The organism is Lacimonas salitolerans (genome assembly GCF_042677865.1).
Lineage (GTDB): Bacteria > Pseudomonadota > Alphaproteobacteria > Rhodobacterales > Rhodobacteraceae > Lutimaribacter > Lutimaribacter salitolerans.
This window is the reverse complement of sequence record NZ_JBHUDD010000059.1, coordinates 142,580-155,333: the sequence shown is the minus strand read 5'-3', so window position 1 is coordinate 155,333 and position 12,754 is coordinate 142,580. Positions and strand designations below refer to the sequence as shown.

Genomic DNA, 12,754 nt, shown 5'->3' with positions numbered 1-12,754 from the left:
GCACGCCCTCTACCCCCAAAATATGATCAAATTCCGTGCTGTCAATCGAATCACCCGCCCGGCTGGGCGTTCTGGGCGCGTTCCAGCATAGCACGCACCTGTTCCATGCCTTGCAGCATGTCCTCGCGCACGGCGCGGGCCGCCCCTTCGGGATCGCCGGTGCGCATGCATTCCATCAAGGCGCGATGCTTGTCGGGCAGGTTCTGCGTGCCCACCCGCCCGATCATCACCCGCAGCGCAGGGCCGAAGCGCAGCCACAGACGCTCGGCCATCTCGGCCAGTATCGGCGCATCCGCGATCTGGTAAATTCTTTGGTGGAACAAGTAGTTCTGCTGCAGATAGGCGTGCAGTTCCCCGCGCTCGATCGCGCGATCCAGGGCTGCATCGATACGCGCCAACCCGGCCAGATCATCGGCTTTGGCGCGCTGGGTGGCGCGCAGGGCCAGATGCGATTCCAGCCACTGCCGGGCAAAGATGATCTCGGCCACGTTGGCGGCTGTCAGTTGCGGCACGCAGACCCGCCGATTGCCCTGAAACTCCAGCGCGCCTTCGGAAATCAGGCGGCGGATCGCCTCGCGCACCGGGGTCATGCCGGCCCCCAGACGGGCGCAGAGACCTTGAATCGTCACCGCCTCGCCCGGGGCAATCTCGCCAAAAAGGATCAATTCCCGCAGCTTGCCATAGATCACCTGGTGCGCAGGCAGACCGGCACCCAAGCCATCGGATCCGCCTGTTTTCTGGGCCAAATCATTCATTTGAAGGGCATTTCCTTTGTCTGGCCTGAACCGTCTCTTGTTACTTTAACGCTGTCATGGAAAAGTTTCCATATTGTCGCGTGCGGCAAAATATGATCAAATTTTTGGTTCAGGGCGAAAGACCCTGAACCGACGGGAGAAACAAAATGACAGAACGCCTGGTTACCATGACCGCCGCCTTTGCCCTGCTCGCAGGTGCCGTGGCCGCCGACGAGGTCCGCGTTTACAACTGGTCCGACTACATCGACGAATCGCTGCTGAAGAAATTCGAGGACGAAACCGGCATCGACCTGATCTATGACGTGTTCGACAGCAACGAGGTGCTTGAAACCAAGATGCTGGCGGGCGGATCGGGCTATGACGTGGTTGTGCCCACCGGCACCTTCCTGCAGCGCCAGATCACCGCGGGGGCCTTTCAGCAACTGGACAAGTCGAAACTGCCCAACCTGGAAAACATGTGGGACGTGATTTCAGAGCGCACCGCCACCTACGACCCCGACAACGCCTATTCCATCAACTACATGTGGGGCACCACCGGCATCGGCGCCAATGTCGAGAAGGTGCGCGAAGTGCTGGGCGAGGACGCCCCGCTCGACAGCCTCGACCTGATCTTCGATCCGGCGAACATGGAAAAGCTGGCGGCATGCGGCGTCTATTTCCTGGACGCCCCGACCGAGATGATCCCGGCCGCACTGGCCTACTCCGGCATGGACCCGGACGGCAAGGACGACGAGTCGATGGCCAAGGCCGAAGAGGTGCTGCTGGCCGTGCGCCCGCATGTGCGCAAGTTCCACAGCAGCGAGTATATCAACGCGCTGGCCAACGGCGACATCTGCGTGGCCTTTGGTTGGTCGGGTGACATCCTGCAGGCCCGTGACCGCGCGGACGAGGCCGACAACGGTGTGGAAATCGTCTACAACGCCCCGACCGAGGGCGCGTTGATGTGGTTCGACCAGATGGCCATTCCGGTCGATGCCCCCAACCCCGAGGCGGCGCACACCTTCCTGAACTTCATCATGGACGCGCAGAACATGGCGGCGGCCACCAACTATGTGTATTTCGCCAATGGCAACCTGGCGTCGCAGGAGTTCCTGAACGACGACGTGATCAACGATCCGGCGATCTATCCTGACGAGGCGGCGCTTGAACAACTGTACACCGTCACGCCCTTTGGTGTCCGCGATCAGCGCACGCTGACCCGCATGTGGACCAAGGTGAAATCGGGTATCTGATCCCTGCAAAAATGAACCATGCACCCCGGCCATGCTGTGCCGGGGTGTTTTACCACCAGATCCCGGGTCAGGCCCGGGACGGGCTTCGGGAAACCACAGATATGGCCGATACCGTCTTTGCCCCTTGGGAAGATCCAAACGAAAAGCCGCTGATCCAGTTCGTGAACGTGACCAAGCGGTTCGGCGATTTCGTCGCCATCGACAATCTGACACAGGACATCTTTGCCAAGGAGTTCTTTGCCCTGCTGGGCCCGTCGGGCTGCGGCAAGACCACGATGATGCGCATGCTGGCTGGGTTTGAAACCCCGACCGAGGGCAAGATCCTGATCGGCGGTCAGGACATGACGGGCATCGCACCCAACAAGCGCCCGGTGAACATGATGTTCCAGTCCTACGCGCTGTTCCCGCACCTGTCGGTCTGGGAAAACATCGCCTTTGGCCTGAAACGCGAAGGCAAGCCCAAGGACCAGATCGAGGCGCGCGTATCGGAAATGCTGCGCCTGACCCGGCTGGACCGTTTCGCCCAGCGCAAACCGCATCAGATCTCCGGCGGTCAGCGGCAGCGCGTGGCGCTGGCGCGCTCGCTGGCCAAGGCGCCCAAGCTGCTGCTGCTGGACGAACCGCTGGGCGCGCTGGACGCCAAGCTGCGACAGGACACGCAGTTCGAGCTGATGGATATCCAGGAAAAGACCGGCACGACCTTTGTCATCGTCACCCACGACCAGGAAGAGGCGATGACCGTGGCCAGCCGCGTGGCGGTGATGGACGAGGGGCGGATCATTCAGGTCGCCACCCCACCGGTGATCTATGAGCTGCCCAACTCGGTCTATGTCGCCGACTTCATCGGCGATGTGAACATCATCGCCGGTGCCGCCACCCCCGCCAACGACGGCTATGACGTGGACTGGGCCGAAGGCCAGCCCAGCCTGCATGTGAAGACCGACAAGTCGTTTTCGAAGGGGCAGAAGTGCTTTCTGGCGATGCGGCCGGAAAAGGTGGCGATCTCGGCGGACGAGCCGCAGGATGTCGCCAACAAGGTGCGGGGCCAGATCATCGACATCGCCTATCTGGGCAACCTGTCGACCTATCATGTCAAACTGGCCGACGGCACGATGATGAAGGCGCAGCTTGCCAACACCCGCCGCCTGTCGCGCCGAAGCCTGACATGGGAGGATCGCGTCTGGCTGAGCTGGACAGACACCGCCCCCGTCCTGCTGGAGGCCTGAGAGATGCGCCGCCTTGCCCTGATCGCGGTGCCCTACATCTGGCTGCTGGCGCTGTTCCTGATCCCGTTCCTGATCGTTATCAAGATCAGCCTGTCAGACACCGCGCTGGCCATTCCGCCTTATCTGCCCACGCTGGACCTGACCGAGGGCTGGACAGGCATCAAGGCGTTCTTTTCAGAACTCGACTTCGACAATTTCATCTTCCTGACGCAGGATGACCTGTACTGGCGGGCCTACCTGTCCAGCCTGCAGATCGCGGCGCTGGCCACGTTTCTGACCCTGCTTGTCGGCTATCCCATCGCCTATGGCATGGCGATGGCCCCCGATGAATGGCGGCCCACGCTGATGCTGCTGGTGATCCTGCCGTTCTGGACCAGCTTTCTGATCCGGGTCTACTCATGGATGGGCATCCTGTCGAATGACGGCATCCTCAACCAGTTCCTGTTCTGGCTGGGCCTGATCGACACGCCGCTGGTCATCCTTAACACCAACACCGCCGTCTATATCGGGATCGTCTATACCTACTTGCCGTTCATGATCCTGCCAATCTATGCCACGCTGGAAAAGATGGATGGCGCCCTGCTCGAAGCAGCCGAGGATCTGGGCTGCTCGCGCTTTACCGCCTTCTGGCTGATCACCATCCCGCTGTCCAAAAGCGGCATCATCGCGGGCTGTTTTCTGGTCTTCATCCCGACGCTGGGCGAATTCGTCATCCCCTCGCTGCTGGGCGGCTCGCAAACGCTGATGATCGGCAAGGTGCTGTGGGAGGAGTTCTTCAACAACCGCGACTGGCCCGTGGCCAGCGCCGTGGCGGTGATCCTGCTGCTGATCCTGATCATCCCGATCATCCTGTTCCAGCGCAACGAACAGATCCAGCGCGAACGCGAGGGGGGATAAGGCCATGCGGCGTTTCACATGGTTCAACGCGACCGCCCTGACCTTGGGTTTTGCCTTTCTGTACCTGCCGATGATCATTCTCGTGATCTACAGCTTCAATGCATCCAAGCTTGTCACGGTCTGGGCCGGGTTCAGCACCCGCTGGTATGGCGAGCTGTTCCAGAACGACGCCTTTCTCGATGCCGCCTGGGTCACGGTGCAGGTGGCGGTCGCGTCCTCGACCATCGCCACGGTCCTGGGCACGATGGCGGCCATCGTTCTGGTGCGCGCCGGGCGGTTCTATGGGCGCACGCTGTTTTCCGGCATGATCTATGCGCCGCTGGTGATGCCAGAGGTGATCACCGGCCTGTCGCTGCTGCTTCTGTTCATCGGCATCGGTCTGGACCGGGGGATCTTCACCATCATCCTGGCGCATACGACGTTCTCGATGTGCTTTGTCTCGGTCGTCGTCTCCTCGCGGCTGGTCAGTTTCGACAAGTCGCTGGAAGAGGCCGCACTGGATCTGGGCTGCACACCCTTTGACAGTTTCCGCCTTGTCACCCTGCCGATCATCGCGCCTGCGGTCATCTCGGGCTGGCTGTTGGCGTTCACGCTGTCGCTGGATGATCTGGTGATAGCCTCCTTTACCGCCGGGCCATCGGCCACCACCCTGCCGATCAAGATATTCTCGGCGGTGCGGCTGGGCGTGTCGCCTGAAATCAACGCGCTGTCCACCATCATGATCGCCATCGTCACGGTCGGGGTGATCGCCGCCTCGCTGATCTCGAAGCGCGCCTCGCTGGCGCAACAACGCGACGAACAGGCCGCCGCCCGCACCGCATGAAACACATCTTTGGCCCTCATGCCTATGGTCCCGACCCGGTGAAGGGCAATTACTGGGCCACCACCGTGCCCGATGCGGCGTTGTCGCGTGCCCCTGTAACGGGCGACATCCGCGCCGATGTGACGGTGATCGGGGCCGGGTTCACAGGCCTGTCAGCCGCGCTGCATCTGGCGCAGGCAGGGGCCGATGTGGTGGTGGTCGATGCGCAGCACCCCGGCTGGGGGGCCTCGGGGCGCAATGGCGGGTTCTGCTGCCTGGGCGGGGCCAAGGCCGATGACGCGATGATCCGCCACCAGCATGGCGAACCCGCCCGCGCCGACTGGCGCCGGACCGAGGCGGATGCCATAGCACTGGTCGCCGACCTGCTGGACCGTCACGGGATCGACGCCGACACCCATTCGCAGGGCGAAACCCTGCTGGCCCATTCCCCCGCCGCAATGCGCGCCATGGCCGCCCATGCCGGTGACGCAACCCGCGACTACGGCGTCACCCCGACCCTGCATGACGCCGCCGATCTGGACCGGCTGGGCCTGTCCGGCCCGTTTCACGGCGGGGTGACCGTGCCCATCGGTTTTGCCCTGAACCCGCGCAAGTACCTGGCTGGCCTGCTGCGCGCAGCAGGGAACGCAGGCGCGCGCATCCACGGCCAAAGCCCGGTCACCGGCATCGCCCGCAATGGCGATCATCACCAACTGACTCTGCCGCAGGGCCGCATCACCGCCCGTCGCCTGATCCTGGCCACCAATGGCTACAGTTCCGAGGATGTGCCGCCCTGGATGGCCGCGCGCTACATGCCCGCGCAATCCAACGTGCTGGTCACTCGCCCGCTGACCGAGACCGAGAAACAGGCCGCCGGCTGGACCAGCGCGCAGATGGCCTTCGACTCGCGCTTCTTGTTGCATTACTTTCGGCTGATGCCCGACAATCGTTTTCTGTTTGGCAGGCGCGGCGGGTTGACCTCGTCGCCCGCTGCCGACCGAGCTGCGATCCGCACCACTCGCGCGCATTTCGACGCGATGTTCCCGGCGTGGCACCACGTCGAAACCCCGCACAACTGGTCGGGCATGGTCTGCCTGTCCGCCGGGCTGGTGCCCTATTGCGGTCCGATCCCGGGCATGCCGGGTGCCTTTGCCGGGTTTGCCTATCATGGCAACGGCGTCGCCATGGGCAGCTACACCGGCGCGTTGCTGGCCGATCTGGCGCTGGGGCGCGCACCGGACCGGCGTTATCCGACGCTCATGCAGGCCCCCGCCACACGCTTTCCGCTGGGCCGGTTCCGGCGCGCGCTCATGCCCGCAATCTACGCGATGGCCGGTATCCGCGACCGCCTGTCCTGACCTTCATCTTGCCCGAAAACTCCGGGGGAGTCCGCGCGCAGGCGCGGACGGGGGCAGCGCCCCCCGCCTACCCCTGTGGGGTCATCCCCTGCCGCGCCTTTTCGCGCTTCAGCCCCAGCGCATGCTCGCGCCAGATGATCGTCACCCCGGCCAGGATCACCAGACCCGCCCCGATCAGCATCTGCACATTCGGCACCTCGGAGAATACGAAATACCCGATCGCGATCGCCATAAGCATCGAGGCATAGTCGAACGGTGCCACCACGCTGGCATCGGCATAGCGATAGGCCGAAGTCAGGAAAATCTGCCCCATCCCGCCCAGCAGACCGGCCAGCACCAGCAAGACCGCCTCGGTCCCCGTGGGGACGACCCAGCCAAAGGGCAGGGTCAGCAACGACAGAACCGTGGACGTCAGCGAGAAATAGAACACGATGGCCGATGTCTGCTCGGTCTGGACCAGCTTGCGCACATAGATCTGCGCCAGTGCGGCACAGACCGCGCCCATCAGCACCAGCATCGCGCCCAGCGCCTCGGCCCGCGCCACCTCTTCGCCGGAAAACACCGTCATGCGCGGGCTAAGCACGATCAGCACCCCCGCCAGACCCAGCCCGACAGCGGCCAGACGAAAGGCGCGCACCTCTTCGTTCAGGAACATCGCGGCAAACACCACCGTCAAAAGCGGCGCGGCGTAGCCGATGGCCGTCACCTCGGGCAGGGGCAACAGGCCCAGCCCGGCAAACATCAGCCCCATCGCCATCGTGCCCACGAAGCCGCGCCAGAAATGCGCCAGCCTTGATGTCACCCTCAGCCCCGTGCGCAGGTCGCCCCGCATCGCCAGCCAGACAAAGATCACCGGGATGGCAAAAAACGACCGGAAAAAAACCGCCTGCCCCGGTGGCACGTGATCCGCCGTGGCCTTGATCAGCGAGGCCATGGTGATGAACAGCGTCACGGACGCCAGTTTGAAGAATATGCCCTTGATCGGCTGCATTGCGGATTTCCTTGCCCGGGTCGCACCGCTGGACCAGCCTGCGCCCCTGTGGCACTAAACATCAAACGCTTGGGGGGGACCAGATGGGCAATCCGCTTTACGACACACTTTTTGGCCGTCACGCGGGGCAGGACACGGTGTTCCTGCATCTGCCGGACGGCAGCACGCTCACCCATGACGCCTTTTTGCGCATGGCTGCGCAATATGCGCATCAGATCGTGCATTGTGGTCTGAAAGCGGGCGACCGGCTGGCGGTGCAGATCGCCAAATCCCCGCAGGCGCTGGCGGTCTATGCCGCATGCGCGCAGACCGGGGTGATCTTTCTGCCGCTCAATACCGCCTACACCCCGGCCGAGGTGGCGTATTTCCAGGAAAACAGCGGTGCAAAACTTTTCCTGTGCGATGGAAAGAACGCCGATGGGCTCGCCCCTGTGTCCGCCAATTCAGGCGCGCGTCAGGAAACCCTGAACGCCGATGGCACGGGCAGCTTTGCCGAGATGGTGGCGGGAAATCCCGATCAGTTCGACACTGTTGAACGGGAAAACAACGATCTGGCCGCTTTTTTGTATACCTCGGGCACCACCGGGCGCTCCAAGGGCGCGATGCTGACTCAGGGCAACCTGCTATCCAACGCGCAGGTCCTGACGGATGTCTGGCGCTTTACCTCTGACGACGTGCTGCTGCACGCGCTGCCGATCTTTCACACCCACGGGCTGTTCGTGGCGACCAACATCTGCCTGCTGTCCGGCGCGCAGATGGTGTTCTACCCCGGTTTCGACGTGCAGGCGATCATCCGCGACATGCCCCGCGCCACCACGATGATGGGGGTGCCAACATTCTACACCCGCCTGCTGGAGCGCGATGATTTCACCGCCGATCATGCGCGCAACATGCGGCTGTTCATTTCCGGCTCGGCCCCTCTGCTGGCCGAAACGCATCGCGAGTTCGAGGGCCGCACCGGCCACCGCATTCTTGAACGCTATGGCATGACAGAGACCAACATGAACACCTCGAACCCCTATGACGGGGAACGCCGGGCGGGCACCGTGGGCTTTGCCCTGCCGGGCATCGACCTGCGCGTCTGCGACAATCAGGGCACAGAGCTGCCGCAAGGCGAGATCGGCACGATCGAGGTGCGCGGCCCCAACGTGTTCAAGGGTTACTGGCAGATGCCCGAAAAGACCGCCGAGGAACTGCGCGACAACGCCTTTTTCATCACCGGCGATCTGGGTCTGATTGATGCCGATGGCTATGTCACCATCGTCGGACGCGGCAAGGATCTGATCATTTCCGGCGGCTACAACATCTATCCCAAGGAAGTCGAACTGGTGCTGGATCAGGCCCCCGGCGTGCAGGAATCCGCAGTGATCGGCGTGCCGCATCCGGATTTCGGCGAAAGCCCGGTTGGCATTCTGGTCCGCCGTTCGGGCGAGACGCCGGACACGGATGCGATCATGGCCAGCCTTGGCGACAGCCTTGCGCGGTTCAAGCACCCCCGCAAGCTGCTGGTGGTCGACGCGCTGCCGCGCAACACCATGGGCAAGGTGCAGAAAAACGTGCTGCGCGACGAGTACCAGGGGCTTTTTGCCAAGGGTTAGAGCCTGAGCGCCAGCCCCATGCCGCGCTTGTGACATCGCGGCGCCTTGCGGGGGCGGGTACTGGCATGACAGACCCCAAGCATCCAAGCCAAAGGTCCGCCCATGCATGCCCCCCTGCCCCTGACCCGCGACATCGTTCTGATCGGTGGTGGTCATACTCATGCGCTGGTGTTGCGCAAATGGGGCATGGCCCCGCTGCCCGGCGCGCGGCTGACGCTGATAAACCCTGGCCCGACCGCGCCCTATTCCGGCATGCTGCCCGGCCATATCGCCGGACACTACACGCGGGACGAGTTGGACATCGACCTGATCCGCCTGTGCCGCTTTGCCGGGGCGCGGATGATCGTGGATCATGCTGTTGGGATTGACCGGAAACAGGGTCTGATTCACCTGAATGCGCGCCCGCCCGTGGCCTATGACCTTGCATCCTTTGATATCGGCATCACCGCGCAGATGGAGCGCCTGCCCGGTTTTGCCAAGCACGCCGTCGGGGCCAAGCCGCTGGACGCCTATTCCGAGCGCTGGCAGCAGTTCCGCGCACAGGTGGCCGCCGGGCAGGCCCCGCCAAGCGTGGCTGTGATCGGCGGCGGCGTGGCCGGGGTGGAACTGTCGATGGCGATGGCCCATGCCCTGCGTGCCGACGGGGCCACGCCACAGATCACGGTGATCGAAGGGTCGGAGGGTATTGGCGGCGTGCCCCCGGCGACCGGGCGAAGGCTGACCCGGGCGATGGCGGATCAGGGCGTGACCTTTCTGACCAACACCCGTGCGCAGGAGGTGACGTCGCAGGGCGTCGTGCTTGAGGGTGGCAGTTCGGTGCAGGCGGCGTTGGTTGTGGGTGCGGCGGGGGCCTATCCGCATGGCTGGCTGGCCATGACAGATTTGCCGCTGACCGACGGATTCATCAATATCAGTGACACATTGCAGGTGCAGGACGATCCCGCGCTGTTTGCCTGTGGCGACTGCGCCCATATGGCCGCGCATCCCCGGCCCAAGGCGGGCGTCTTTGCCGTGCGCGCAGCGCCCGTGCTGTTCGACAACCTGCGCGCTGCGGCCGCAGGCGCGCCTTTGCGCACCTTCAAACCGCAGCGTGACTACCTCAAGCTGATCTCGCTGGGCGGCAAGGTGGCGCTGGCCGAAAAGCTGGGGCTCGCGGTATCCGGCAAGCTGCTGTGGCGCTTGAAAAACCGGATCGACACAAAGTTCATGCGCAGCCTTGAAGAGTTGCCCGACATGCCCGCCCCTGACCGCCCGGCGGTGATGGCACAGGGCGTGACGCAGATGCTGGACGACAAGCCGCTGTGTGGCGGCTGCGGGGCCAAGGTGGGCAGCGATGTGCTGCAGCAGTCTCTGTCACGGCTGAAACCCCTTGCCCGGCCAGATCTGCTGACCGGGGCGGGGGATGATGCCGCGGTCCTGGACATCGGCGGACAGCGGCAGGTGATCACCACCGACCACCTGCGCGGCTTTGTCGATGACCCCTACCTGATGGCGCGCATCGCGGCGGTGCATGCCTTGGGCGACATCTGGGCGATGGGCGCGCGCCCGCAAGTGGCATTGGCGCAGATCATCCTGCCCCGCATGTCACCCGCCTTGCAGGCCCGCACGCTGGACGAGGTGATGGCGGCGGCAACCGACGTGTTCGGCGCGGCAGGCGCGGCGATTGCAGGCGGACATTCCAGCATGGGAGCTGAATTGACCATCGGGTTCACCGTCACGGGTCTGGCCGAAACAGAGCCTGTTCTGACCAGCGGCGCGCGGCCCGGTGACGTGTTGATCCTGACGCGGCCGATCGGGACGGGCGTGATCCTGGCCGCTGACATGGCACGGGCCGCAAAAGGGCGCCATGTGGTCGCGATGCTGGACCGGATGGCGCAGCCGCAGGGCGATGCGGCGCACACCCTGCGCAACGCGCATGCGATGACGGATGTGACCGGCTTTGGGCTGGCCGGGCACCTGATGACGATCTGTCGTGCATCGGGCGTGTCTGCGACACTCGATCTGGCGGCGATCCCGGTTTATGCCGGAGCCGAAGGACTGGCCGAGCAGGGCCATCATTCGACCCTGTTCCAGCCCAATCGCGATGCCGCGCCGGTCTTCGGCCCTGACAGCCCGCGCGCGCAACTGCTGCACGATCCGCAGACGGCGGGCGGATTGCTGGCCGTCGTTCCCGCCGGTCAGGCACAAGCGATGCTGGCCGACTTGCTGACGCAAGGCCATGACGCCGCGATCATCGGCACGCTGGGCGAAGGCCCTGCGCAGATCACCCTGTGTTAGAGACGATTTGCGGAATCACTGCCCGCAGGCTGTCATCGTCCAGCGCATCCAGTTGCACTTCGATGTCCCCAGCGCGGGCAGCCGCCTTTTTCTGATAGCGCGGGTCATAATGCAGTGCGATCAGATCGGCGGCCAGCGCTTGAAACGCGCCTTGCGCAGCCATCTCCTGCCATGCCTCGATCTGTTTTGCGCTGTGATAGGGTCGCAATGCATCCAGCGTGTCGGCCAAACGCGCGCTATCGCGGGTCACATCCGCATAGGCGCGCGCGGTATAGGCGGCGCGCGCCTGCAACGGGGCGGTCAGCGTGATGCGCGGGGCGGTCTGCATCGCCTTCCACAGGGTCGGGGGTATCAGCAACTCGCCCACCTTGTTGCTTTCGGCCTCCAGAAAAACCGGCCGCGCCGGATCGGCCTGCACCAGCGCCATGGCGATGCGGGATTCGAACATCTTTTGTGATGGCTGCGCGCCCATGCCGCCGAACAGCGATCCGCGATGATTTGCCAGACCTTCCAGGTCGATCACCTGCGCCCCCGCCTCGGCCAGCAGGTCCAGCACGCGGGTCTTGGCTGTGCCGGTGCCGCCGTCGATCAGAGCCACACGATGCGGCACTGTTTCGGCATAAAGCGCCTGAACGACCAGCCGCCGGTAGGATTTGTAGCCACCCTGCACAATGTCGGCCCGCCAGCCGATCTGTTGCAGGATCGAGGTGAAAGACCCCGACCGCTGCCCGCCCCGCCAGCAATAGACCAACGGCCGCCACGCCCCGTCGCGATCCGCCAACGGCCCCTGCAAATGCAGCGCGGCGTTCTGCGCCACCAGCGCCGCGCCCAGCTTGCGCGCCTTGAACGGGCTGTCTTGCGTGTACATCGTGCCGACCACCGCCCGCTCGTCATTGTTCAGCGCGGGCAGGTTGATGGCACCGGGCACGTGATCCTCGGCAAATTCAGCCGGGGACCGCACGTCGATGATCTCATCAAACGGCAGATCGGTCAGGTCTTGCAGGGATGTCAGGGTGACGGGCATGGCGCATCAGATGCCACAGCGGCCCTGGCTTGACCAGTGGGCGCAAGCGCGCGGCAATTTATTTGCAAACGCATATAAATCCGGTAAGATTGCACCAACAAGTAGGTCAGGGACAGATGAAAGCGCAGGACACGACCACCGCCCCCCGGCTGGATGAAACGGGGCTTGAGCAATTCGCCCCCTACCTGATGAACCGCATCATGGGGCGCTACAATGCCAGCTTGCGCACGGAAATGGCCGCGCTTGGCCTGACCACGCCGCAGATGCGGTCGCTGGCGGTTCTGTCGGTGCATGACGGCATCCTGATCCGCGAACTGGCGGTGTATGCCGTGGTCGAGCAATCGACCCTGTCGCGCGCATTGGACAAGCTGGCGCAGGACGGGCTGGTGCGGCGCGAGACCGATGCCGACGACAGTCGTGCCACCCGCATTTTCCTGACCGACGCGGGGCGCGCGGCATATGCGCGGATGTGGCCGCATATGGCCGACGCCGTGGGTCAGATGTTTGCGGGCATTGATGCCGCCGATCAGCGCGCATTCGTCGCCACCCTGCAAAAGATCCTGCGCAACGTGCGCGTCCACGATTTCTGAGAGG

General features: G+C 64.0%; 11 protein-coding genes. 8 read left to right on the top strand and 3 right to left on the bottom strand.

The annotated features are described in order from the left end of the window. Nucleotides 1–50: 50 nt before the first annotated feature. Nucleotides 51–755: a GntR family transcriptional regulator gene (locus ACFTOW_RS12475; RefSeq protein WP_379916171.1), complete on the bottom strand. Its 705-nt coding sequence runs from the start codon at nt 753–755 to the stop codon at nt 51–53. 146 nt (nt 756–901) lie between these two features. Between ACFTOW_RS12475 and ACFTOW_RS12470 the strand changes: the two genes are divergently transcribed. The 5 genes from ACFTOW_RS12470 (at nt 902) to ACFTOW_RS12450 (ending at nt 6,270) form a co-directional block, all read left to right on the top strand. Beyond that, nucleotides 902–1,987, top strand: coding sequence for a polyamine ABC transporter substrate-binding protein (locus ACFTOW_RS12470; protein WP_379916168.1), 1,086 nt, complete (start codon nt 902–904; stop codon nt 1,985–1,987). Between the two features lie 101 nt (nt 1,988–2,088). Then, nucleotides 2,089–3,213: an ABC transporter ATP-binding protein gene (locus ACFTOW_RS12465; protein ID WP_379916166.1), complete on the top strand. Its 1,125-nt coding sequence runs from the start codon at nt 2,089–2,091 to the stop codon at nt 3,211–3,213. 3 nt (nt 3,214–3,216) lie between these two features. Further along, a complete protein-coding gene (locus ACFTOW_RS12460; RefSeq protein WP_379916164.1) occupies nt 3,217–4,110 on the top strand; it encodes an ABC transporter permease subunit in 894 nt (297 codons plus the stop codon). A 4-nt stretch (nt 4,111–4,114) separates the two neighbouring features. Then, nucleotides 4,115–4,933, top strand: a complete 819-nt coding sequence (locus tag ACFTOW_RS12455; protein WP_379916162.1) for an ABC transporter permease — start codon at nt 4,115–4,117, stop codon at nt 4,931–4,933. Further along, the gene (locus ACFTOW_RS12450) at nt 4,930–6,270 is read left to right on the top strand and encodes an NAD(P)/FAD-dependent oxidoreductase (RefSeq protein ID WP_379916160.1); all 1,341 of its coding nucleotides are present in this window, start codon (nt 4,930–4,932) and stop codon (nt 6,268–6,270) included. The genes ACFTOW_RS12455 and ACFTOW_RS12450 overlap by 4 nt, the downstream gene beginning before the upstream one ends. Nucleotides 6,271–6,337: 67 nt before the next feature. Here ACFTOW_RS12450 and ACFTOW_RS12445 read toward each other — a convergent pair whose 3' ends face one another. Continuing rightward, nucleotides 6,338–7,261: a DMT family transporter gene (locus ACFTOW_RS12445; protein ID WP_379916158.1), complete on the bottom strand. Its 924-nt coding sequence runs from the start codon at nt 7,259–7,261 to the stop codon at nt 6,338–6,340. Between the two features lie 83 nt (nt 7,262–7,344). Between ACFTOW_RS12445 and ACFTOW_RS12440 the strand changes: the two genes are divergently transcribed. Together ACFTOW_RS12440 and selD are read left to right on the top strand one after the other, a co-directional pair. Then, on the top strand, nt 7,345–8,859 hold the full coding sequence (locus ACFTOW_RS12440) for a malonate--CoA ligase (protein WP_379916156.1): 1,515 nt from the start codon (nt 7,345–7,347) through the stop codon (nt 8,857–8,859). Between the two features lie 102 nt (nt 8,860–8,961). After that, the gene (gene selD / locus ACFTOW_RS12435) at nt 8,962–11,136 is read left to right on the top strand and encodes a selenide, water dikinase SelD (RefSeq protein WP_379916154.1); all 2,175 of its coding nucleotides are present in this window, start codon (nt 8,962–8,964) and stop codon (nt 11,134–11,136) included. Here the strand turns inward: selD and mnmH are convergent. Beyond that, nucleotides 11,123–12,160, bottom strand: coding sequence for a tRNA 2-selenouridine(34) synthase MnmH (gene mnmH / locus ACFTOW_RS12430; RefSeq protein WP_379916151.1), 1,038 nt, complete (start codon nt 12,158–12,160; stop codon nt 11,123–11,125). The genes selD and mnmH overlap by 14 nt on opposite strands. Before the next feature lie 116 nt (nt 12,161–12,276). Here mnmH and ACFTOW_RS12425 point away from each other — a divergent pair, with 116 nt between their 5' ends. After that, nucleotides 12,277–12,750, top strand: a complete 474-nt coding sequence (locus tag ACFTOW_RS12425; protein WP_379916149.1) for a MarR family winged helix-turn-helix transcriptional regulator — start codon at nt 12,277–12,279, stop codon at nt 12,748–12,750. Nucleotides 12,751–12,754: the final 4 nt, after the last annotated feature.

Coding starts and splice junctions, on each gene's coding strand:
- ACFTOW_RS12475 (WP_379916171.1), bottom strand. CDS start 755: ATGAATGATTTGGCCCAGAAAACAGGCGGATCCGATGGCTTGGGTGCC.
- ACFTOW_RS12470 (WP_379916168.1), top strand. CDS start 902: ATGACAGAACGCCTGGTTACCATGACCGCCGCCTTTGCCCTGCTCGCA.
- ACFTOW_RS12465 (WP_379916166.1), top strand. CDS start 2,089: ATGGCCGATACCGTCTTTGCCCCTTGGGAAGATCCAAACGAAAAGCCG.
- ACFTOW_RS12460 (WP_379916164.1), top strand. CDS start 3,217: ATGCGCCGCCTTGCCCTGATCGCGGTGCCCTACATCTGGCTGCTGGCG.
- ACFTOW_RS12455 (WP_379916162.1), top strand. CDS start 4,115: ATGCGGCGTTTCACATGGTTCAACGCGACCGCCCTGACCTTGGGTTTT.
- ACFTOW_RS12450 (WP_379916160.1), top strand. CDS start 4,930: ATGAAACACATCTTTGGCCCTCATGCCTATGGTCCCGACCCGGTGAAG.
- ACFTOW_RS12445 (WP_379916158.1), bottom strand. CDS start 7,261: ATGCAGCCGATCAAGGGCATATTCTTCAAACTGGCGTCCGTGACGCTG.
- ACFTOW_RS12440 (WP_379916156.1), top strand. CDS start 7,345: ATGGGCAATCCGCTTTACGACACACTTTTTGGCCGTCACGCGGGGCAG.
- selD (WP_379916154.1), top strand. CDS start 8,962: ATGCATGCCCCCCTGCCCCTGACCCGCGACATCGTTCTGATCGGTGGT.
- mnmH (WP_379916151.1), bottom strand. CDS start 12,160: ATGCCCGTCACCCTGACATCCCTGCAAGACCTGACCGATCTGCCGTTT.
- ACFTOW_RS12425 (WP_379916149.1), top strand. CDS start 12,277: ATGAAAGCGCAGGACACGACCACCGCCCCCCGGCTGGATGAAACGGGG.